The 22,237-nt window shown below is 64.5% G+C and carries 16 protein-coding genes and 1 riboswitch; of the genes, 14 read left to right on the plus strand and 2 right to left on the minus strand.

Features of this window, described 5'->3' with window-relative positions; translation table 11 throughout:
* The first annotated feature begins 6 nt into the window (after positions 1-6).
* The 13 genes from BM186_RS12585 (at position 7) to BM186_RS12645 (ending at position 17,970) form a co-directional block, all read left to right on the plus strand.
* Positions 7-705 (plus strand): (2Fe-2S) ferredoxin domain-containing protein, encoded by a 699-nt coding sequence (locus tag BM186_RS12585; RefSeq protein ID WP_074915635.1) that lies wholly within the window; start codon positions 7-9, stop codon positions 703-705.
* Between the two features lie 102 nt (positions 706-807).
* Positions 808-1,001, plus strand: a riboswitch (cobalamin riboswitch).
* A gap of 334 nt (positions 1,002-1,335) precedes the next feature.
* Positions 1,336-3,444: a TonB-dependent receptor gene (locus tag BM186_RS12590; RefSeq protein WP_074915638.1), complete on the plus strand. Its 2,109-nt coding sequence runs from the start codon at positions 1,336-1,338 to the stop codon at positions 3,442-3,444.
* A complete protein-coding gene (locus tag BM186_RS12595; protein WP_074915640.1) occupies positions 3,444-4,214 on the plus strand; it encodes an ABC transporter ATP-binding protein in 771 nt (256 codons plus the stop codon). Before BM186_RS12590 ends, BM186_RS12595 begins: the two co-directional genes overlap by 1 nt.
* Complete coding sequence (locus tag BM186_RS12600) at positions 4,214-5,242, plus strand: ABC transporter substrate-binding protein (RefSeq protein ID WP_083431597.1); 1,029 nt, start codon at positions 4,214-4,216, stop codon at positions 5,240-5,242. Before BM186_RS12595 ends, BM186_RS12600 begins: the two co-directional genes overlap by 1 nt.
* A complete protein-coding gene (locus BM186_RS12605; protein WP_074915644.1) occupies positions 5,239-6,246 on the plus strand; it encodes a FecCD family ABC transporter permease in 1,008 nt (335 codons plus the stop codon). Before BM186_RS12600 ends, BM186_RS12605 begins: the two co-directional genes overlap by 4 nt.
* A gap of 84 nt (positions 6,247-6,330) precedes the next feature.
* The gene (cfaB, locus tag BM186_RS12610; RefSeq protein ID WP_074915646.1) at positions 6,331-7,515 is read left to right on the plus strand and encodes a C17 cyclopropane fatty acid synthase CfaB; all 1,185 of its coding nucleotides are present in this window, start codon (positions 6,331-6,333) and stop codon (positions 7,513-7,515) included.
* Between the two features lie 40 nt (positions 7,516-7,555).
* Entirely contained in the window at positions 7,556-9,307 is a 1,752-nt protein-coding gene (locus BM186_RS12615; RefSeq protein ID WP_074915647.1) for a sensor histidine kinase, read from the plus strand.
* A 310-nt stretch (positions 9,308-9,617) separates the two neighbouring features.
* Positions 9,618-10,958 (plus strand): sigma-54-dependent transcriptional regulator, encoded by a 1,341-nt coding sequence (locus BM186_RS12620; protein ID WP_074915649.1) that lies wholly within the window; start codon positions 9,618-9,620, stop codon positions 10,956-10,958.
* Between the two features lie 582 nt (positions 10,959-11,540).
* On the plus strand, positions 11,541-12,494 hold the full coding sequence (locus BM186_RS12625; RefSeq protein WP_072425202.1) for a TAXI family TRAP transporter solute-binding subunit: 954 nt from the start codon (positions 11,541-11,543) through the stop codon (positions 12,492-12,494).
* Positions 12,495-12,626: 132 nt separating this feature from the next.
* On the plus strand, positions 12,627-14,654 hold the full coding sequence (locus tag BM186_RS12630; protein ID WP_074915651.1) for a TRAP transporter permease: 2,028 nt from the start codon (positions 12,627-12,629) through the stop codon (positions 14,652-14,654).
* Entirely contained in the window at positions 14,651-15,058 is a 408-nt protein-coding gene (locus tag BM186_RS12635) for a DUF1850 domain-containing protein (RefSeq protein ID WP_074915653.1), read from the plus strand. Before BM186_RS12630 ends, BM186_RS12635 begins: the two co-directional genes overlap by 4 nt.
* A gap of 141 nt (positions 15,059-15,199) precedes the next feature.
* Complete coding sequence (locus BM186_RS12640; RefSeq protein WP_074915655.1) at positions 15,200-15,715, plus strand: DUF3617 domain-containing protein; 516 nt, start codon at positions 15,200-15,202, stop codon at positions 15,713-15,715.
* 164 nt (positions 15,716-15,879) lie between these two features.
* The gene (locus BM186_RS12645; protein ID WP_074915657.1) at positions 15,880-17,970 is read left to right on the plus strand and encodes a TonB-dependent siderophore receptor; all 2,091 of its coding nucleotides are present in this window, start codon (positions 15,880-15,882) and stop codon (positions 17,968-17,970) included.
* A 24-nt stretch (positions 17,971-17,994) separates the two neighbouring features.
* Here BM186_RS12645 and BM186_RS12650 read toward each other — a convergent pair whose 3' ends face one another.
* Complete coding sequence (locus tag BM186_RS12650) at positions 17,995-18,720, minus strand: substrate-binding periplasmic protein (protein WP_074915659.1); 726 nt, start codon at positions 18,718-18,720, stop codon at positions 17,995-17,997.
* A gap of 58 nt (positions 18,721-18,778) precedes the next feature.
* Entirely contained in the window at positions 18,779-20,224 is a 1,446-nt protein-coding gene (cls, locus tag BM186_RS12655) for a cardiolipin synthase (protein WP_074915661.1), read from the minus strand.
* 285 nt (positions 20,225-20,509) lie between these two features.
* Here cls and BM186_RS12660 point away from each other — a divergent pair, with 285 nt between their 5' ends.
* Positions 20,510-22,177: a BCCT family transporter gene (locus BM186_RS12660; RefSeq protein ID WP_072425209.1), complete on the plus strand. Its 1,668-nt coding sequence runs from the start codon at positions 20,510-20,512 to the stop codon at positions 22,175-22,177.
* Positions 22,178-22,237: the final 60 nt, after the last annotated feature.

Consider the following 22,237-nt stretch of genomic DNA (forward strand, 5'->3'; position numbering starts at 1 on the left):
ACCGTCATGAGCCAAGCCCCCTACGCCCGCGTTCTGTTTATCGGCCCCGGCCTGGGTCGTGGTGCCTCGGCCGAGCGTCTGCAACAGCGCATCGAAATGCTGCTTGGCGAGGCGCATCTGCATGACAGCGAACAGGACGGTTTCTGGCAGGCCATCGATGAGGCGCCGCGACCACTGCTGGTGGTCGATCTGGAGCCGCGCGCCGATGCCGCGCACCGCGACTGGCTGCGCGAACGTATCGCCGAGCGGAGCGACGGGGCAGGAGTGTTCGTGGTCTGCACGGCGCTGGAGGACACCTGGCTCGATGGCCTCGGCGCGTTGCTCGAAAGCCGCGAGGCACATATTCCCTGCAGCGACGTGCCGCCGGTGCCGGCACATCACGCCTGGTCGCAGATCCCGCCGCATGCGCAGCGCCTGCTGCTGTGCAACGGCCCGCGCTGCACGCGCAAGGGCGCGCTGGGCCTGTGGAAAACCCTGCGCCAGCGGCTCAAGGCCGCCGGCAAGCTTGAGTGCGAGGGCGGTGTGCATATCACCCGCAGCCAGTGCCAGTTCCCCTGCGATCTGGGCCCGACTGCGAGCCTTTATCCACAGGGTGAGTGGTACGGCCTCAAGGACGAGTCGGCGGTGATTCGCCTGGTCGACGAGCGCCTGGTAGCGGGCAGGGCGTTGCCGGATTTGCGTATCGATGAGCAGGGCAACAATTAGCAACTCGGATTACGCCTGCGGCCAATCCAGGCTACGAGCAATCGCCGCTAAAGCGCCTCCCGCAATTGCCACCGCGCCTTGACTTGAGCGGGTGTGGGTGGTCATATCCGCCCCGCTTCAGGTGTCTCACGCCGCCGCGCGTGAGGTGAAACGGGAAGTCGGTTGAAGTCCGACGCTGCCCCCGCAACGGTAAGCGAGCGACCGCATCGATACGCCACTGTGCGCCACGCGCATGGGAAGGCGATGCGATCATGACCCTCGCAAGCCCGGAGACCGGCCTGGAGTCGTTTGTGTCTGGCAACCCGCGGTGGGCGGGCGTTGACTCCAGTAGGGCGCCGCCGTGCCCCTGTCTGCTGTTGCGCATTTCCATCGGATTGCCGTGCCTTTTCTCTTTGCGATGGAAGCAATATGGCGCGCCATTTCCGCTACAAGAACCTCTCTTCTGCATGCCTGAACGAAGGGCGTGAGCCCGTTTCCGGCTACCTGCGAAAAACGATAATGTTATGTTATAACAATAACATTATTGCCTCAGGCACTGGCTGCGAAGCGTCAAGGCTGACCGCCTTCAACTCGCACACCCGGAGCCTGGAGCGTCCTGACGACTCTCCTGGAAGCTCCGGAATCACTCACGTGCAGCACCTTCTACGCCTCTGCTCCCTGCCATTCGCGCTGCTGGTCGGCGGTGTGGCCATGGCCAGCGAATCTCCTGTCGATCTCCCTGACGTCACCGTCCAGGCGTACGCTGCCGAGGAAGGCGAGAGCGATCTGCATACGCCCACCGCGTCCGGCTCGCGCCTGGAGCTTTCGGCCCTGCAAACGCCGGCCAGCACCAGCAGCCTGAGCGGCGCCGATGTACGCGGGCGCAACAACCTCACGGTGCAGGACGCCGTGACCCGCACGCCGGGTATCAGCAGCATCGGCTCGCCCGGCAATGGCGGCACCGCGCTGTCGGCGCGCGGCTTCACCGGCCATTCGGCGACCATGCAGCTGTACGATGGCACCCGCCAGTACGTCGGCGCCGGCACCGTGACCTTCCCGGTGGACGCCTGGTCGGTGGCACGTATCGACGTGCTGCGCGGCCCGGCCTCGGTCCTCTACGGCGAGGGTGCCACCGGTGCGGTGATCAATGTGGTGCCGAAGAAGCCCTTCGCCGGCGAGATCCGCAACCAGCTGCGCCTCGGCTATGGCAGCGATGACCGCCGCCAGGCCGCCCTGGACAGCGGCGGTTCGCTGAGTGACGAACTGAGCTACCGCTTCAACATCAATCAGCAGGCCAGCAATGGCTGGGTCGACCGGGGTGATTCGGATAGCCTGGCGCTCAGCGCCGCCCTGCGCTGGGACGCCAATGATGATCTGAGCTTCACCCTGTCCCACGATCATGGCGATCAGAGCCCCGAGCGCTATCTCGGCACGCCGCTGGTGGCTGGTAAGTACCGCGAGAGCATCCGCGAACGTAACTACAACGTCGCCAATGCCGACATTCGCTACAACGACCAGATCACCCGCCTGGTGAGCGACTGGCGCATCAACGACGTGCTCAGCGCCAGCAACCAGCTCTACTACATCAAGACTCAGCGCTACTGGCGCAATGCCGAGGCCTATCGCTGGCAGCCGGGCGATAGGGTCGAGCGTGGCGAGTTCTACGAGATCAAGCACACCCAGGAACAGGTCGGCGACCGCCAGACCTTCACCCTGGATCACACCCTGTTCGGCCTCGATAGCCGCACGGTAGTCGGGGTGGATTACAACCGCATCCACTTCGCCCGCCAGCACGATTTCGCCAGCAGTTTCAGCGACAGCGTGCCGCTGGCCGGCTCCGGCGGCGGGCAGTACCAGAGCACCGATCCGCTCGGCTACGGCCCGCGCGAGCGCAACCTGGCGCGGCAGTTCTCGCTGTTCGCCGAGAACCGCACCCAGCTGACCGAGCGCCTGTCGCTGGTCACCGGTGTGCGCCGTGATCAGGTGCATATTCAGCGCGACAACCTGATCGATGGCAGCAGCGCCGACCGCAGCCTGAGTGGCGACAATTGGCGCGCCGGGCTGGTCTTCGCCCTGACCCCCGAGCTGTCGCTGTACGGTCAGTACGCCACCAGCACCGAGGGGGTGAGCAACCTGCTGACCCTCAACCCGACTCAGCAGCAGTTCGACCTTAGCGAAGCCAGGCAGAGCGAAATCGGCCTCAAGCAGATGTTCTGGGGCGGGCAGGGCGAGTGGACGCTGGCCGCCTACCATATCGTCAAGAAGAAGCTGCTCAGCCGCGCAGCCCCGACCTCGCCCACCGAGCAGATCGGCCAGCAGTCTTCCGATGGTCTGGAGGCCACCCTGGAATTGGCGCTGGGTCGGGGCTGGCAGGTGTCAGCCAACGCCGCTTTCGTGCGTGCCGAGTACGATGACTTCATCGAAGGTGGTGGCGACCGTAGCGGCAATCGCCCGACCAACGTGCCCAAGCGCACCGCCAACCTGTGGCTAAACAAGGCGCTTGGTGGCGGTGTGGATGCCGGCATCGGCGCGCGTTATGTCGATGCGCGTTATGCCGATACGGCCAACACCGCCAAGGTGCCTGGCTACACCGTGGTCGACGCCAACATCGCCTGGCAGGCGTTGCCGGACGTGCGCCTGGGTCTGGAACTGAACAACCTGTTCGACCGCCAGTACGCCACCAGCGCCAGCAGCGATGGCGAGCAGTGGTACCTGGGGGCGCCACGTTCGTTCTTCGTCACCGCGGATTACAGCTTCTGATGACTCCGCGTTTGCGTATTCAGGCACTGGCCTGGTCGCCCGACGGCCAGCGTCCGTTGCTCGACGGCATCGACCTGGACGTCGGCGACGGCGAACTGCTGGGGCTGATCGGCCCCAACGGCAGCGGCAAGACCAGCCTGCTGCGCTGCGCCTATCGCTTCCAGCGGCCCAGCGCCGGCCAGGTCAAGCTGGACGGCGAGACGCTGTGGCAGCGCCCGCCGCGCTGGAGTGCGCAGCGCGTGGCCGTGGTGCTGCAGGAATTTCCGCAGGACTTCGGCCTGCGCGTGCACGAGGTGGCGGCCATGGGCCGTACGCCGCACAAGGGCCTGTTCGATGGCGACGACGCCGAGGATCTGCGCCTGGTGGATGAGGCGCTGGCCTGTGTCGGTTTGAGCGGTCTGGCGCAGCAGCCCTTCGCCTGCCTCTCGGGTGGCGAGAAGCAGCGCGCTCTGCTCGCCCGTGCCCTGGTGCAGCAACCGCAAGTGCTGATCCTCGACGAGCCGACCAACCACCTCGATCCGCGCTACCAGCTCGAACTGCTGGGCCAGATCAAGGCGCTGGGCCTGGCGACGCTGGCCAGCTTCCATGACCTCAACCTGGCGGCGGCCTTCTGCGACCGCCTCTGTGTGCTCGACCAGGGCCGTCTGGTGGCCATCGGTACGCCCGCCGAAGTGCTGACCGCCGAGCTGCTGCAGCAGGTGTTCGGCCTGCAGGCGTTGGTCGATACCCATCCACTGGCGGGTCATCCGCGCATTACCTGGATTGTTTGATGAAGCGTTCATGCACGGCTGAACCTGTAGGAGCGAGCTCTGCTCGCGAATCGTGGAAAAAGGCAAAAGCTTCGCGAGCAAAGCTCGCTCCTACAGTGGTCGGTGCGATCCTGCTGGCGCTGATCAGCCCCGCCTGGGCCGTCACCGTCACCAGCTGCGATCGCCAACTCACCATCGAGCGACCGCCGCAGCGTGCGGTCAGCCACGACATCACCCTGACCGCCATGCTCCTTGACCTCGGCCTGAGGCAGCGCATGGTCGGCTACAGCGGCATCAGCGGCTGGAAGACCGTCGAGCCGGCCATGCAGGCGCAGCTCGATGGGCTGCCCGAGCTGGCCGCGCGCTATCCGTCGCTGGAGAATCTGCTCGATGCCGACGCCGACTTCTTCTTCGCCGGCTGGAACTACGGCATGCGCATCGGCGGCGAGGTCACCCCGGCCAGCCTGGCGCGCTTCGGCATCCCGGTGTACGAGCTGAGCGAGTCCTGTGCGCACGTTATGCCCAAGCGCGTCGCCAGTCTGGACGATGTCTATACCGACCTGCGCAATCTCGGTCGCATCTTCGCCGTCGAGGCTCGTGCCGAGACCCTGGTACAGGGCATGCAGGCGCGGGTAGCGGCGGTAAGTGCGCAGCTCGGTGAGCAACCGACGCGACCGCGGGTGTTCGTCTACGACAGTGGCGAGGACCTGCCCTTCAGTGCCGGCCGCCTGGGCATGCCGCAGTCGCTGATCGCCGCGGCCGGTGGGCGCAACGTGATGGACGGCGTAGCGGCCAACTGGATGCAGGTGGGCTGGGAAGCCGTGGTCGAGCAGGACCCGGAGCTGATCCTGATCGTCGATTATGGCGAACGTACGGCGGCGCAGAAGCGCGACTTTCTCCTGCAGCACCCGGCGCTGCAGGGCGTCACGGCGATTCGCCAGCAGCGCTTCGTGGTGCTGTCCTATCTCGCCGTCACGCCGAGCCTGGACAACGTCGCCGCCATCGAAACCCTGGCGGCCGCGCTGCATCCCGAGGCCTTCGCGCAGTGACGCGTTTTCGCTTGCTGCTGCTCGGCCTGGCGGTATTGCTGGCGCTGTCCTGTGCGCTGTCGCTGGTCTTCGGTGCGGCTCAGGTGCCGCTGGAGCGTGTGCTGGCAATACTCGCTCGGCAGTTGTTCGGCATCGAGCCCGCAGTGGCGGTGAGCGTCGGCCAGGACAGCATCGTCTGGCAGCTGCGCGCGCCACGGGTGTTGCTCGGTGCGCTGGTCGGCGCCGGGTTGGCCCTGGTGGGTACGGCGCTGCAGGCGGTAACGCGCAACCCGCTGGCCGACCCGCACCTGCTCGGCGTCAGCTCTGGCGCAGCCTTCGGTGCGGTGCTCGTGGTGCTTTACCTGGGCGAGTTCGCCGGGATGCTCAGCCTGCCGCTGGCGGCCTTCGTCGGCGCCATGGCGAGCATGCTGCTGGTGCTGGCCATCGCCAGCCGCGGTGGTCGGCTGCACAGCGAGCGCCTGCTGCTGGCCGGCGTGGCGGTATCCTTCGTGATGATGGCGGCGAGCAACCTGTTGCTGTACCTGGGCAACCCCCATGCGGCCAGCTCGGTGCTGTTCTGGATGCTCGGTGGCCTCGGCCTGGCGCGCTGGGAACTGCTCTGGTTGCCGGTGCTGTGCCTGGCGTTGGCGCTGGCGGTGCTGCTGGGCATGGGCCGCGCGCTGAACGCACTGATGGCCGGTGAGCAGAGCGCGGTGAGCCTGGGCCTGGAGCCACGGCGGGTGCGCCTACTGGTGTTCGTGGTGGCGTCCTTGCTCACCGGGGTGCTGGTATCGCTGTCCGGCGCCATCGGTTTCGTTGGGCTGATGCTGCCGCACGTGGCGCGCTTTCTGGTCGGTGCCGAGCACCGTCGCGTGCTGCCGGTGGCGGCGCTGCTGGGGGCGCTGTTCCTGGTCTGGGTCGATGTCGCCGCGCGCACCTGGCTGGCGCCGCAGGATCTGCCCATCGGCATCGTCACCGCCGCCATCGGCGGAGCGTTCTTCGTGGCCCTGCTCAGGCGCCGCTAGTCGCCAGGATCGAACTGCTGCAAGGGCGCAAAGGTCATCTAAGCTAGTCTCTGTAACACAGACTCCTGGCCAGGAGGAATGCCCATGCTCGCGCAACTGCCCACCGCACTTCGTGATCTACGACTGCCGCTGCGCCTGAAACTGTGGGACGGCAAGCAGATCGACCTTGGGCCCAAACCCAGGGTGACGCTGGTGGTGAAGGACCCCAGCCTGGTCACGCAGCTGGCCCATCCCAGCCTGGATGCCCTGGGCGCTGCCTATGTCGAGGGACGGGTGGATCTGGAAGGCCCCATCGAAGAGGCCATCGAGGTTGGCGATGCCCTGAGTACGGCTCTACTCGGGGATGAGTCCACACCAACTGAGCATTACGTCGCCCACGACAAACGCAGCGACGCCGAGGCCATCAGCTATCACTACGACCTGTCCAACGAGTTCTACCGCCTGTGGCTGGACCGCGACATGGTCTACTCCTGCGCCTACTTCGAAACCGGTCAGGAAGACCTGAACCAGGCCCAGCAGGCCAAGCTGCGCCACCTGTGTCGCAAGCTGCGCCTGCAGCCGGGTGACAAGCTGCTCGACGTCGGCTGCGGCTGGGGCGGCCTGGCGCGTTTTGCCGCGCGCGAGTTCGACGTCGAGGTCTACGGTATCACCCTCAGCCAGGCGCAACTGGAGCTGGGCCTGCAGCGCGTAGCCGAGGAGGGCCTGGAAGGGCGCGTGACCCTGGAGCTGCTGGATTACCGTGACCTGCCGCAGGACGGCCGCTTCGACAAGGTGGTCAGCGTCGGCATGTTAGAGCACGTTGGCCACGCCAACCTGCCGCTGTACTGCCAGCGTCTGTTCGGCGCGGTCAAGGCCGGCGGCCTGGTGATGAACCATGGCATCACCTCGCGCTTCACCGACGGCCGTCCGGTCGGTCGTGGCGCCGGTGAGTTCATCGACCGCTACGTTTTCCCGCAGGGTGAGCTGCCGCACCTGGTGACCATCAGCAAGGCAATCAGCGAGGCCGGGCTGGAGATCGTCGATGTCGAGAGCTTGCGCCTGCACTACGCACGCACCTTGCAGCTATGGAGTCAGGGCCTGGAGCGGCAGCTGCAGAAGGCCGCGCAGTGGGTACCGGAAAAGTCCCTGCGTATCTGGCGCCTATACCTGGCCGGCTGCGCGTACGGCTTCCAGCATGGCTGGATGAACCTGCATCAGATCCTGGCGGTAAAGCCGCGCGATGACGGCGCTCATGATCTGCCGTGGACCCGTGCCGACCTGTATTCGTGATGGAGTAACATGCGGCTCGTACTGATCCCGCGAGCCGCCCATGCCCTTGCCGCAACAGCATCGTTACCGCGTACTGTTCACCGTTCTGGCGATTCTCGCCGGTCTGCTGCTGAGCCTCTGGCTCGGTGGACGGCATGCCGAGCAGCGCGCCTGGGACGAGCGTAGCGTCGAGGCGCGCGGGCAGTTGCAGCTCTATGCCCAGTCGATTCGCACCCTGGTCGAGCGCTTCAGCTCGGTACCGGAAGTGCTGGCGCTGGACAGCGATATCCGCAGCCTGCTGCGCGCGCCGCATGATCGTCAGCTACGCCTGGCGCTGAACCAGCGCCTGGAGCGGCTCAACGCGGCCGCCGGCTCCACCGTGCTGTACCTGCTCGATGCCCAGGGCGAAACTCTGGTGGCCAGCAACTGGCGCGACTGGAGCAGTTTTGTCGGCAACAACTACGCCTTCCGTCCCTATTTCCAGAACGCCCTGCGCGATGGCGGTGCACGCTATTTCGCGGTGGGCGTGACCACCGGTATTCCCGGCTATTTCCTCTCCCACGTGGTGCGCGATGCCCAGGGCGAGCTGCTCGGCGTACTGGTGGTCAAGCTGGAGCTGGAAGACCTGCAGCGCGAATGGGTCGGTCAGCCCGGCGTGCTGCTGGTCGCCGACAGCTATCAGGTGGTGATCCTCAGCAACAAGCCGATCTGGCGCTTCCGCGCCTTGCAGCCACTCGACGAACAGGCGCGCGCCGAACTGGTGGAGGTGCGCCGCTACGCCGAGCAGGCGCTGCAGCCGCTGGCGCATCAGGTGCATCGGCATATCGACGACGATGCTGACTGGGCGCGCGTCGATGGCCCCGACGGTAATCGCGACTATCTCTGGCAGCGTCTGCACATGCCCGAAGAGGGCTGGACCCTGCATCTGCTCAGCGAGCCGGTCGGTCTGGCGGATAGCGTACGCAGCTATCGCCTGGCTGCTGCCGGGGTTTGGATGACCTTCGCCTTCCTGCTGTTGTTCCTCGCCCAGCGCCGCAAGAACCAGCGTCTGCAGGCCGGCATCCGCGAGCGCCTGGAGCGCGAGGTGGCGCTGCGCACCGCCGAGCTGCGCGAAGCCCAGGACGGCCTGGTGCATGCCGCCAAGATGGCCGCGCTGGGGCAGATGTCGGCGGCGCTGGCGCACGAGATCAACCAGCCGCTGACCGCCCTGCAGATGCAGCTCGGCAGTCTGCGCCTGCTGCTCGACAGTGGTCGGCCGGAAGCGGTGCGCGACGGTCTGCAGCGCATCGATGGTCTGCTGCAGCGCATGGCGGCGCTGACCGGCCACCTCAAGACCTTTGCCCGCAAGACCCCGGCCGGCCTCAGCGAGCGCCTGTGCCTCGGTGATGTGCTGGAGCAGGCCCTGCAGCTGTTGGCACCGCGCATGCGCAGCGAGCAGGTGGAGCTGCGCACGCAGATCGACGACGAGGCCGAAGTGCTTGGCGATGCCATCCGCATCGAACAGGTGATCCTCAACCTGCTGCACAACGCCCTCGACGCCATGGCCGAGAGCGAATCACGCATCCTGCTGGTGCGCATCGCCCGTGAAGACGATGGCTGCCTGCTCAGCGTCGAGGACAGTGGCGGCGGCATCGCCGAGGAAACCCTCGGTCGCGTATTCGAACCCTTCTTCACCACAAAGCCGGTGGGGCAGGGTTTGGGGCTCGGGCTGGCGGTGTCCTACGGTATCGTGCGCGATCTCGGCGGCACGTTGGAGGCGCATAACGGTGAGCTGGGCGCGGTGTTTACCCTGAGGCTGCCGGCTGCGCCGTAGCTCCCTTCACAGTGGTGTCGCGGCTGGTGCGCATGGCGCACCCTACGAACTGCGCGGCCGGCCGTAGGGTGCGCCGCGCGCACCGGGTTTCGCCAGAAACTGGCGCTCGTCGCAGTCTAGGGTGGGTTAGGCGTGTCACCGATATCACGATGACTTCGCAACTTTATGCCGCGCCGTAACCCACCATTGGTGTCTCGCGGGACGATCGTCCGGTGGGTTACGCGTCGCAGCACTGGCGGAGGTGTGTTGAAGGGAGTGGTTCGCGGCGCTAACCCACCCTACACTGCGGCCGTTCTCAAGAGGAGGTACCATGAGCGCTCAGGTCATAGTGGTCGACGACGAAGCGGCGATTCGCGAGGCGGTGCAGCAGTGGCTGGAACTGTCCGGTTTCGAGGTGCGTACCTGCGCCAGTGCGGCCGAAGCCTTGGCTCTGGTCGACCGCGACTTCCCCGGCATCGTCGTCAGCGATGTGCGTATGCCCGGCAGCGATGGCCTGCAATTGCTGGATAAGCTGCTGCAGGTGGACACCGACCTGCCGGTGATCCTGGTCACCGGTCATGGCGATGTACCCATGGCGGTGCAGGCACTGCGTCAGGGTGCCTATGACTTCATCGAGAAACCCTTCACCCCCGAGCGTCTGCTCGACAGCGTGCGCCGTGCGTTGGACAAGCGCCGGCTGGTTTGCGAGAACCGCCAACTGCGTCGGCAGGTGGCCGACAAGGGCCGTATCGAGAGCCAACTGATCGGCATTTCGCGGCCGATGGAAAACCTGCGGCGGCAGATCCTCGAACTGGCCGGCACCTCGGTCAATGTGCTGATCCGCGGCGAGACCGGCAGCGGCAAGGAGCGCGTGGCGCGCAGCCTGCACGATTTCAGCCCACGAGCTAGCAAGGCCTTCGCCGCGCTGAACTGTGCGGCGATTCCCGAGACCATCTTCGAAAGCGAGTTGTTCGGTCACGAGAGTGGCGCCTTCACTGGCGCCCAGGCACGGCGCATCGGCCGTATCGAGCATGCCGATGGCGGTACCCTGTTCCTCGACGAGGTTGAGAGTCTGCCGCTGGCGCAACAGGTCAAACTGCTGCGCGTGCTGCAGGAAAAGACCCTGGAACGCCTCGGCTCGAACAAGAGCATCCAGGTCGACCTGCGAGTGATCAGCGCGGCCAAGCCGGATCTGCTCGACGAGGTCAAGGCCGGGCGTTTCCGCGAGGACTTGGTATACCGCCTGAACGTCGCTACCCTGCATATTCCGCCGCTGCGCGAGCGCCGCGAGGACATTCCGCTGCTGTTCGAACATTTCGCCCATGAGGCGGCGCTGCGTCATGGGCGCGAAGCGCCGCCACTGGCGCCGAGCGAACTGGCTCGGTTGCTCGGCCATGACTGGCCGGGCAACGTCCGTGAGCTGATCAACGCCGCCGAGCGCCATGCCCTGGGGCTTTCCAGCCCGCCGCCGGCCGAACGCTTTGCCGGCCAGGCGCTGGCGCAGCAGATGGAAGCCTTCGAGGCGCAGTGCCTGCACAACGCCTTGCTGCAATGCCAGGGCAATATCACCGCAGTGATGGAAATGCTGCAGCTGCCGCGCCGCACTCTCAACGAGAAGATGCAGCGCCATGGCCTGGCGCGCGGTGATTACCTGCCGGGGGGCGAAGAGTAGGGCGTCGCAGGGCCGCTTAGGTCGTGCGCAGCAAATTTTTGGACCGCGGTACTCTCGGTGCTTACGGCGCACCCTACGGGTAAGCAAGTCTGATCGCCTTGACCTGTGGGGCTCCGCCCCAGGGCGAAGCTTTTGGGTATGAGCTTGGTATTGCGCGATGGCCGTCATTCGCCGCGGGGCGCGGCTCCTACTGAGCGCGTGACGCGATAAGCGGAATTTTGCCGACCCTGTCACAGATGTAGGCGATTTCCCGCTCAATGACCCATCGGTCTTTAGATGTAACCCCTCTATCTCGGGCTTTTCAGGCCCTGGCACGGCATCTGCTATGACAGTTACAGCCGCGCAGCATCTTGCCGACGTGGCGACCATAACAACGACAAGAGGTCAGCCCATGAACTGCCATGCCCCTCGCGCCATGCCGCACTCGCTGCCGTGCATGGGCCGCCTTCCTACCGCGCCCGCCGCGGCTCTTGTCCAACGTTGCACCCTGCGCTGCTGATCGCGCAACGTCGACGCCGCCTGCGTGGCGTCGTCTAGAGTGAAACTCTGCATACAGCCAATAACAACGACGGAGATACTTCCATGCGACTGACCAAGAAACTCAGCCTGTTCGCCGCTGCCGCGGCCATCACTGCCAGCACCGCAGTGCTCGCTGCCCCGACTTTCATCAACGTGCTCACCGGCGGTACCAGCGGTGTCTACTACCCGATTGGCGTGGCTCTTTCGCAGCTCTACAGCAACGGCATCGAGGGCTCCAAGACCTCGGTCCAGGCGACCAAGGCGTCGGTGGAAAACCTCAACCTGCTCGAAGCCGGTCGCGGTGAGCTGGCCTTCGCCCTCGGTGACTCGGTGGCCGATGCCTGGAACGGCGTCGAAGACGCTGGCTTCAAGGCGCCGCTGAAGAAAATCCGCGCTATCGCCGGTACCTACCCGAACTACATCCAGATCGTTGCCAACGCCGAATCCGGCATCAAGACCCTGGAAGACCTCAAGGGCAAGCGCATCTCCGTCGGCGCGCCGAAGTCCGGCACCGAGCTCAACGCTCGCGCCATCTTCGAAGCCGCTGGCCTGACGTACAAGGACATGGGCAAGGTCGAGTTCCTGCCCTACGCCGAGTCGGTCGAGCTGATCAAGAACCGTCAGCTGGACGCCACCCTGCAGTCCTCCGGTCTGGGTATGGCCGCCATTCGTGACCTGGCTTCGACCATGAAGATCAGCTTCGTCGCCATCCCGGCCGAAGTGACCGCGAAGATCGACAACGCCGCCTACGAGGCAGCCACCATCCCGGCTGGCACCTACGACGGTCAGGACGCTGACGTGCCCACCGTTGCCATCACCAACATCCTGGTCACTCACGAAGGCGTGTCCGACGAAGTGGCCTACCAGATGACCAAACTGATGTTCGACAACCTCGGCCGCCTGGGCACCGCTCACTCCGCCGCTCAGGACATCAAGCTGGAGACCGCCACCCAGAACCTGCCGATCCCGCTGCACCCGGGTGCCGAGCGCTTCTACAAGGAAGCCGGCGCGCTGTAATGACGGCTCGGACCGTGGCGCTTGCGCCGCGGTCCGGTCTTCACAGAATCGCGAATAAAACCGGCGTTCATGGACGGTAGGTTTTGTTGGCGACTCTGTCCCGTATCGAAGTAGTCATGAGGTTTGCACTCCATGAGTGAGCAGAATCAGGGTATGGGCGCCAGCCCGTCCGACTGGCCGAAGGCGTTGTTCGCCGTCGCGCTGCTGTTTTCCATCTTCCAGATCGTCACCGCGGCTTTCCACCCGGTATCTACCCAGGTGCTGCGTGCGGTGCACGTCGGCTTCCTGTTGCTGGTGGTGTTCATCAGCATCCCGGCTTTCGGCGCCAAGCGCCCCTGGCAGCCGCTGGCCTGGCTGCTCGGCCTGGCCGGTATGGCCACGGCGGTCTACCAGTGGTATTTCGAGGCGGACCTGATCCTGCGTTCCGGTGACATGACCACCAGCGACATGATCATCGGCATAACCCTCATCGTGCTGGTGTTCGAGGCCGCGCGCCGGGTCATGGGCATCGCCCTGCCGATCATCTGCGCGCTGTTTCTTGCCTATGGCATGCTCGGCCAGTACCTGCCGGGCGACCTGATGCATCGCGGCTACGGCTTCGACCAGATCGTCAACCAGCTGGCCTTCGGTACCGAGGGCCTGTACGGCACGCCGACCTACGTGTCGGCTACCTACATCTTCCTGTTCATCCTGTTTGGCGCCTTCCTCGAGCAGGCCGGGATGATCAAGCTGTTCACCGATTTCGCCATGGGCCTGTTCGGCCACAAGGTCGGCGGCCCGGCCAAGGTGTCGGTGGTGTCCTCGGCGCTGATGGGCACCATCACCGGTTCCGGCGTGGCCAACGTGGTCACCACCGGCCAGTTCACCATTCCGCTGATGAAGCGCTTCGGTTATCGCCCGGCTTTCGCCGGCGGGGTCGAGGCCACCTCGTCGATGGGCAGCCAGATCATGCCGCCAATCATGGGCGCCGTGGCCTTCATCATGGCCGAGACCATCAACGTGCCGTTCTTCGAAGTGGCCAAGGCCGCACTGATCCCGGCGTTGCTGTACTTCGGTTCGGTGTTCTGGATGGTCCATCTGGAGGCCAAACGCGCCAACCTGCGCGGCCTGCCCAAGGAAGAATGCCCGAACCCGTGGAAGGCCGTGCGTGAACGCTGGTTCCTGCTGATCCCGTTGTTCATCCTCATCTACCTGCTGTTCTCCGGGCGTACCCCGCTGTTCTCCGGCACCGTTGGCCTGGCGTTGACCGCCATGGTCATCCTCGGCTCGGCGATCATCCTGCGGGTCTCGTCCAAGGTCATGCGCTTCGCCTTCTGGATTGCCCTGGGCGTGCTCTGCGCCGGCTTCTTCCAGCTTGGTATCGGTGTGGTGTTCGGCGTCATCGCGGCGCTGGTGGCGGTTTGCTGGTTCGTCAAGGGCGGCCGTGAAACCCTGACCCTGTGTCTGCACGCGCTGGTCGAAGGTGCGCGCCATGCCGTACCGGTGGGTATCGCCTGTGCCCTGGTCGGCGTGATCATCGGTGTGGTGTCGCTGACCGGGGTGGCGTCCACCTTCGCCGGCTACATCCTCGCCATCGGCCAGGACAACCTGTTCCTGTCGCTGGTGCTGACCATGCTCACCTGCCTGGTGCTGGGCATGGGTATCCCGACCATCCCCAACTACATCATCACCAGCTCGATTGCCGCGCCGGCCCTGCTGGAACTGGGCGTGCCGCTGATCGTCTCGCACATGTTCGTCTTCTACTTCGGCATCATGGCCGACCTCACGCCGCCGGTGGCGCTGGCCTGCTTCGCCGCCGCGCCGATTGCCAAGGAGCGTGGTCTGAAGATCAGCTTCTGGGCAGTGCGTATCGCCATCGCTGGCTTCGTCGTGCCGTTCATGGCGGTCTACTCGCCAGCGCTGATGTTGCAGGGCGACAGCCTCCTGGCGACTTTCTACGTGCTGTTCAAGGCGGCACTGGCCATCGGTATCTGGGGTGTGGTGTTCACCGGCTTCCTGCAGGCCAAGCTGACCTGGTGGGAGCGCATCCTGGGCCTGGCCGCTGGTGCCAGCCTGATTCTCGCCACCCCGATCAGTGACGAAATCGGCTTTGCCCTCAGTGCCATCTTCATCGCTCAGCACCTGTGGCGCGCTCGTCGTGCCGAGGCGGCGACGGCGTGATCGGCCTCTGCCTGGGGTTGGCCGGCGCGGTATGGGCAGAGTTGCCCACGCCGTCCTTCACCCTGGCCTGGACCCACACCATCGAGAAGGTGCGCTGGGAAGAGGATTACCGTGTCACCGCCGAGGGCCTGGTCCTCGGCGAGGCACGGGTCAAGGGTTCCGGCGCCGGAATGGAAATTCCCGACGGCGCCGAACTGCGCAATGGCAGCTGGCACTACCAGCGTCAGCTACCGCCTTTGCAACCCCTGCGAGTCGGGCGTACGCCTGAAGCCGGGGATTACCAACTGTGTTTCAACCAGCGTTGTCGCCCGATGAGCGATTGGCTCGGCCCGCCACAAGCGAGCCAGCCGACGTTGGAACTCTGGAGCTGTGAGCTGAGCTCCCCTGCGGCTGACGCGGGCTAGGTTCGCCAGAGCGGACTCAGGCTTCCGGCGCCACAAGTGCCGGATCAAAAGAAGGAAACCCCCATGCGGCGCGAGCCTGTGGGGGTTTTGTTCATCTAGGGCCTGCTAGGCTTAGCTAACCACCTGCCCAGGAGACCTGCCATGCGCCCTCTGTTTCGCTTCGCCCTCCCGCTTGCTCTCTGCCTGTCGCCCGTCATGGCCAGCGCCCTGGATCTCCAGCCCGGTGTCTGGGAAGTCAGCTCGCACAACATGCAGGTGGGTGGCCAGGCCATGCCCGGCATGGAGGAAATGCTGGCGCAGATGCAGAACCTGCCGGCCGAACAGCGGCAGATGATGGAGAACATGATGGCCGAGCAGGGCATCAAACTCGGTGCCGGTGGCGTGCAGATGTGCCTCACCGCCGAGCAGATCAAGGCTCAGGAAATCCCCCTGCACGACCCTGACTCCGGCTGCAGCAACGAGATTCTCGAACGCAGCGCGACGCTATGGAAATTCCGCTTCAACTGCCCGGATGCTCAGGGTGAAGGGGAGACGCGTTTCGTCAGCGACAAGGAATTCACCACCCAGGTCAAAGGCACCTACAACGGCCAGCCGAGCAGCATGGAAAGTCGAGCACGTTGGGTCGGGGCGGATTGCGGCACCCTCAAAAGCAAATAAATGCAGCTGTAGATGTAAATTATTCGTATTGACTAAGGGGGTGCCTGCTGCGAGAATTTTGTCGCTAATTGTTTGCATTTGCGATTGGCAAATGCCTGCCAGGGAGGCACTCGGCTGCGAAGGGACTATCTGCGGCTATCGACAGCGCATCAGGAGATCGTCCCTTGTTCAGCAGAAAAACCCACCTGGCCGTGGCGGTTGCGGCCGCCTGCAGTTTCAATCAAGCCCTGGCCGAGCAGGAGCAGATCGAGCTCGATGCCCAGACCGTGGTTGGCAGCAGCAGTACGGTGGCCGAGGTCGATAGCTACAAATCCACCCCCAGCAGCGCTGCGACCAAGCTCGACCTGACTCCGCGGCAGACGCCGCAGTCGATTTCCACCCTGAGCGGCGCCCAGCTGCGCGACTTCAAGCTCACCAGTGTCAACGATGCGCTCAAGGCCGTGCCGGGCGTGCAGGTACAGGAAGTCGAAACGGATCGCACCTACTACACCGCCCGCGGCTTCGACATCACCAACTTCCAGTACGACGGCATCTCCGTGCCCTTCGTCTACGGCAACGTCGAGGGCGATCTGGACACCTCGATGTACGAGCGCGTGGAAGTGATCCGCGGTGCCAACGGCCTGATTTCTGGCACCGGCAACCCGTCGGCAACGGTCAACTTCGTGCGCAAGCGACCGACCGCCGTGCCGCAGGCGCGCGTGGACCTGACCGCCGGCTCCTGGGACAAGCGACGTATCGATACCGACGTATCCGGCGCGCTCAACGATGCCGGTACAGTGCGTGGGCGCGTGGTGTACGCCAACGAAAACAAGAACTCCTACCTCGACCGTTACTCGCGTGAGAAGAACGTGTTCCATGGCGTACTGGAGTTCGACCTGGACAACCGCACCGTCTTCACCCTCGGTCATACCCTACAGACCAGCGATGCCAACTCGCCGATGTGGGGGGCTTTGCCGCTGAACTACAGCGATGGTTCGAAGACCGACTATTCCCGTTCGACCAGCACGTCCTCCGATTGGGCCTATTGGGACGTCAAGGAAAACCGCACCTTTGCCGAGCTGGCGCACACCTTCGACAACGGTTGGCAAGCCAAGACCGTACTGACGCGAGTGGAAAAGAAGGGCGATGGCTCGTTGTTCTACATGTACGGTACGCCGGATCGGAATACCGGCCTCGGCCTGTTCAGCTATCCGTCCGAGTATAAGGACGAGAACAAGCAGCTGATCGTCGATGTGCAGGCCAGTGGACCATTCAACCTGGCTGGCCGCCAGCATGAGGCCGCCTTGGGCGCCAGCTGGTCGCGTTCGGAATTGAGCGATATTTCCTACTATGACTCCACGAGAGGTACAGCTCTGCCGCCACTGGAGGAGTGGAATGGCGACATTGGCAGGCCGCTGAATGATCTGCCCACCAATGGCAGTGACTTCACCGACCGCATGACGAGCATGTACGGTGCCGCGCGTTGGAGCCTGACCGATAACTTGAGCTTGATCACCGGTACCCGTGTCGTCGACGTGAAAAGTAACGGTACCAACTACGGTGTAGAGAAAAACTCGAAGAACAGCGGCAAGGTGGTGCCCTACGCGGGCGTGGTCTACGACATCACCGATCAGTATTCGGTCTATGCCAGCTATACCGAGATCTTCGATCCGCAGACCAAAACCAATGCTGCAGGCTCGCGCCTGGCGCCGGTAGAGGGTGTGAACTACGAGGTGGGCATCAAGGGCGAGCTGTTCGACGATAAGGTCAACGTGGCGCTGGCCGTATTCCGCACCGAGCAGGACAACTTCGCCCAACAGGCGGGCACCATCGGTGGCCGCGCCTATTACCGCGCGGTCGAGGGGCTGACCAGCGAAGGCTACGAGATCGAGATTTCCGGCCAGCCCATTCAGGGGCTGGAGCTGAATGCGGGCTACACCTTCGTCGACATCACCAATGCCGATGGCTCGCACGGGGTCACCTACTCGCCCAAGCACATGGTCAAGACCGCTGCCACCTATCGTGTTCCAGCGATGGACAAACTCAAGGTTGGCGCTGCTGTGCGTTGGCAGGACGACACTCACAACGGTATTGCCGAGCAGGATGCCTACGCCGTGGTCGACCTGATGGCCAGCTACGATATCGACCCGAACTGGAGCGTGTCGGCCAACCTCAACAACCTCACCGACGAGAAGTACCTGAGCAGCCTGTACTGGACTCAGGCCTACTACGGCGCACCGCGTAATGCCAGCGTGAGCGTCAGCTGGAAGTACTGAGCCGCCGCCACGCCACGGGCCGACTCACAGCCCGTGGCGGCGGCGAATTTCCCCCACCAGCTCTGCCCGTTCTTCGAGAAAACGGTTGAACGCCTCGATCAGTTGCGGATGGTGGATGCTCGACAGGTAGTAGTGATCTTCCACGTGCGGCAGTTGCGGGTCGAACACCAGGCTGTCGGCTGCCATGCGCATCTGCCTGAGTTGGTGAGCCACTACCCTGGGGTTGAGGTAGACAGCGTCGACGCGGTCACTGCTTGCCATGCGCAGCAACGAGTCGATCTGGTTGGCCTGGATCAGGCGTATGTGCCCGGCGCGGATGTCCGGCAGATAGGGCCAGGGCGTGAAGCCGTTCTGCGTGCCGAGCAGTTCGATACGTTGCTGGCCCTGACCGAGGTGCTGCGGCTTGACCAGGATGCCATCTACATAGGGCGCTGCCGGGGCGCTGTAGTGAATGTCATGGCCGGCCTTCTGGTCGGCGTTCCATTGCGGGTGATCGGGGAACTTGAGGTCGACCCGGCCGGACAGAAAGTCACCGAGCAGGCGCCTGACCGGCAGCGGCATGTAGACGAAGCGATAGCCATGCTCGGCGGCGAAGGCGTCCAGCAGATCGCGCGCATAGCCACGGTATTCGCCGTTCTCCACATCCGAGTAAGGCTGATAGGGCTGCAGTTCGACACCGACGTGAATCTCCTCCTGCGCCAGAGCGGGCAGGACGAACAGGCAGAGCAGCAGGGCAAAGCACTTGGTCATGGCGTGCAGGTTCTCGCTGACAGCTAACAGCGGTTGGCACCCTAACCATAGCCGTGCCTCAGAGAATCGGCGAGATCAGCCGCGCTACGCGCATGCCCAGTTGCTGCAGGCGGTGCAGGTTGCGCCGGTCGGCGTTGACCAGCTCGCGTGAGAGGCTGAAGTCTTCCTCCAGCATGTTCGCTACCAGGGCGTTGAAGCCCTCGTCGAAGGTCAGCAGGCTGGCCTCGAAATTCAGGCGGAAGGAGCGGTTGTCCAGGTTGGCGCTGCCCAGCATGCTGACATCGTGGTCGATCAGCAGCGCCTTCTGGTGCAGGAACCCCGGTTGGTAACGGAAGATGCGCACGCCGGCGCGCAGCGCCTCGAAGGCATACAGGCTGGAGGCGGCATAGACAATGCGGTGATCGGGGCGTGACGGCAGCAGCAGGCGCACGTCCACGCCGCGCATCACCGCCAGGCGCAGTGCGGCGAACAGCGCCTCGTCGGGCACGAAGTAGGGGCTGCTCAGCCACACCCGCTCGCGCGCTGCATGAATCGCTTCGACGAACAGCAGCGAGCAGGTTTCCTGCGGATCGGCCGGGCCACTGGCGATCACCTGGCAGAGCAGGCCGGGCTCGTCCTGCTTGCTCGGCATCAGCAGCGGTGGCAGCTTCTGGCAGGCCCAGTACCAGTCCTCGGCGAAGGCTTCCTGCAGGCTGGCCACCACGGGCCCGCGCACTTCGACGTGGGTATCGCGCCAGGGGGCCAGCGGTGGTTTCTGCCCGAGGTATTCGATGCCGACGTTGAGTCCGCCGAGAAAGCCGATCTCGCCGTCGACCACGACGATCTTGCGGTGGTTGCGGAAATTCAGCTGAAAGCGATTGAACAGTCCGGAGCGCGTGGGGAAGGCGTGTATCTGCACGCCGCCGCGGCGCAGGCGATCAATGAAGGCGGCGGACAACGAATGGCTGCCGACGCCGTCATACAGCACATGCACCTGTACGCCTGCGGCGGCGCGCTCCAGCAGTACGTCTTGCAGGCGCCGGCCGAGGCGGTCATCGCGGATGATGAAGAATTGCAGCAGGATCACCTGCTGGGCGCTGGCCAGGGCTGCGAAGATGGCGGCGAAGGTGGCTTCGCCGTCGATCAGCAGTTCGACGCGGTTGCCGATCAGGCCGGGCAGATGCGACAGGCGCGGCAGCGCGCGCAGTCGGTCGTAGGCCGGCGACAGGTGCGCCGCCTTGGCTTCCTCGACCCAGGGGCGCCAGTCCTGTTCGGCCATGGCGTGGTGCATTTCCTTGTCGGCCTGGCGCCGCGCCTTGACGTAGGCATCGAAGCGGCTGCGGCCGAACACCAGGTACGGCAGCAGCGTCAGGTAGGGCATGAAGAACAGCGACAGACCCCAGGCCAGCGCGCCTTGGGCGGTGCGCACGGTCAGCACGGCGTGGATCGCGGCCAATACGCCAAGGGCGTGAATGGTGGCGATCAGGTAGGCGAACAGATGGGGAATGCCGAAATCCGCAGGCATGCAGGGTCTTCCTTTGCACAGGCTGTGTGCAGCTGACCACGGGGGTTATGCAGCGTTCGCGAGCATCCTGCCATGGCTACCTGGCGAATGGCAGTGTCGGGCAAATTGCCACCTTTCGAGGAATTATTCAGGACTCTCATGTGTCTGTGAGTCTGAGTGAGCGGAATTCATGTGTTACCCTTTCCGGTTCGACCCGTTTGCAGGTCGTCTTTAATTGGAGGAGGGCATCCGTCCTGTTCACGTTCGGCTTAGCGAGCCCAAAACACATCAAGGAGTACGCCTCGTATGGGAAACGTCCCTTCGCATGACACGACCCCGCCATCCGCAGCGGAAACCCACGAAGGCATCCCGGCACCGACCGGTGAAGCCAATCTGATCGACACCGATTACGTCATCGGTCAGGACAACATCAAAGGGCAGTTCGTCTTCGCCCTCGACATTCATGGCAAGGTTTTCACCATCTCCGCGATCGTCGCGGTGATTTTCGTGATCCTCGCCCTGGCCCTACAGAACCAGATCGAGCCGCTGTTCAGCGGGCTGCGCGACTGGCTCACCCACCACATGGCCTGGTTCTTCATCGGCGCCGCCAACATCTTCGTCATCCTCTGTATAGGTCTGATCCTTTCGCCACTGGGCAAGGTGCGTATCGGCGGCAAGGACGCGACTCCCGACTACACCTACATGGGCTGGTTCTCCATGCTGTTCGCTGCCGGTATGGGTATCGGTCTGATGTTCTACGGTGTGTCCGAACCCATGTCGCACTACAGCTCGGCGATGGGCGGCATCACCGTGGGTGAGGACGGTGTGCGCACCGACTGGGCACCACTTGGTGGCGCCGCCGGCAACGCCGAGGAAGCCGTGCGCCTGGGCATGGCCGCGACCATCTTCCACTGGGGCCTGCACCCCTGGGCGATATACGCCATTGTCGCGCTGGCGCTGGCGCTGTTCTCTTTCAACAAGGGCCTGCCGCTGTCGATCCGCTCGATCTTCTACCCGATCCTCGGCGAGCGCGTCTGGGGCTGGCCAGGGCATATCGTCGACATTCTCGCGGTGTTCGCCACCCTGTTCGGTCTGGTCACTTCGCTGGGTTTGGGCGCGGAGCAGGCGGCTGCGGGTGTGGAGTACCTGTTCGGCATCCCGGCCACGGACACCACCAAGGTACTGCTGATCGTCGCCATCACCCTGATTGCCCTGGCCTCGGTGGTTGCCGGCCTCGACAAGGGGGTCAAGCGCCTGTCGGAGATCAACATGGGCCTGGCCATGGCCCTGCTGCTGTTCATCATCATCGCCGGGCCGACCCTGGTGATCTTCACCGACTTCTTCAAGAACCTCGGCGCCTACCTGCAGTACCTGCCGGCGTTGTCCAACCCGGTCGGCCGTGAAGACGCCAACTTCAGCCAGGGCTGGACCGCCTTCTACTGGGCCTGGTGGATCAGCTGGTCGCCGTTCGTGGGCATGTTCATCGCCCGCGTCAGCCGTGGTCGCAGCGTGCGTGAATTCCTCGTTGCCGTGCTGCTGGTGCCGTCGCTGGTCTCGGTGCTGTGGATGACCGCCTTCGGTGGCACCGCCATCAACCAACTGCTGGTCGATGGTTTCACTGGCGCGCAGGAAGCCGGCCTCGAGCTGAAGCTGTTCAGCATGCTCGGTGAAATGCCGCTGACCGGTATCACCTCGTTCATCGGCATCGTGCTGGTGGTGGTGTTCTTCATCACCTCGTCGGACTCCGGCTCGCTGGTGATCGACACCATCACCGCGGGCGGCAAGGTCAACGCGCCGGTACCGCAGCGCGTGTTCTGGGCCAGCATAGAGGGCGTGATCGCCATCGCCCTGCTGCTCGGCGGCGGTCTGGTTGCGCTGCAGGCCATGGCCGTGTCGACGGGCCTGCCGTTCACCATCGTGTTGCTGGTGGGCTGTATCTCGATCGTCAAAGGCCTGATGAGCGAGCCTCGATAGACGCGACGCGGTCTGCCCCCCTCTTTCATTGATGGGAGAAGGGAGCGAGCCACAAACAAA

The organism is Ectopseudomonas toyotomiensis, from assembly GCF_900115695.1.
Lineage (GTDB): Bacteria > Pseudomonadota > Gammaproteobacteria > Pseudomonadales > Pseudomonadaceae > Aquipseudomonas > Aquipseudomonas toyotomiensis.

What these genes read in the sequence shown, in the direction of transcription:
- BM186_RS12585 (WP_074915635.1), top strand. Translation starts at nt 7, where the DNA reads ATGAGCCAAGCCCCCTACGCCCGCGTTCTGTTTATCGGCCCCGGCCTG.
- BM186_RS12595 (WP_074915640.1), top strand. Translation starts at nt 3,444, where the DNA reads ATGACTCCGCGTTTGCGTATTCAGGCACTGGCCTGGTCGCCCGACGGC.
- BM186_RS12600 (WP_083431597.1), top strand. Translation starts at nt 4,214, where the DNA reads ATGAAGCGTTCATGCACGGCTGAACCTGTAGGAGCGAGCTCTGCTCGC.
- cfaB (WP_074915646.1), top strand. Translation starts at nt 6,331, where the DNA reads ATGCTCGCGCAACTGCCCACCGCACTTCGTGATCTACGACTGCCGCTG.
- BM186_RS12615 (WP_074915647.1), top strand. Translation starts at nt 7,556, where the DNA reads ATGCCCTTGCCGCAACAGCATCGTTACCGCGTACTGTTCACCGTTCTG.
- BM186_RS12620 (WP_074915649.1), top strand. Translation starts at nt 9,618, where the DNA reads ATGAGCGCTCAGGTCATAGTGGTCGACGACGAAGCGGCGATTCGCGAG.
- BM186_RS12625 (WP_072425202.1), top strand. Translation starts at nt 11,541, where the DNA reads ATGCGACTGACCAAGAAACTCAGCCTGTTCGCCGCTGCCGCGGCCATC.
- BM186_RS12630 (WP_074915651.1), top strand. Translation starts at nt 12,627, where the DNA reads ATGAGTGAGCAGAATCAGGGTATGGGCGCCAGCCCGTCCGACTGGCCG.
- BM186_RS12640 (WP_074915655.1), top strand. Translation starts at nt 15,200, where the DNA reads ATGCGCCCTCTGTTTCGCTTCGCCCTCCCGCTTGCTCTCTGCCTGTCG.
- BM186_RS12650 (WP_074915659.1), bottom strand. Translation starts at nt 18,720, where the DNA reads ATGACCAAGTGCTTTGCCCTGCTGCTCTGCCTGTTCGTCCTGCCCGCT.
- cls (WP_074915661.1), bottom strand. Translation starts at nt 20,224, where the DNA reads ATGCCTGCGGATTTCGGCATTCCCCATCTGTTCGCCTACCTGATCGCC.
- BM186_RS12660 (WP_072425209.1), top strand. Translation starts at nt 20,510, where the DNA reads ATGGGAAACGTCCCTTCGCATGACACGACCCCGCCATCCGCAGCGGAA.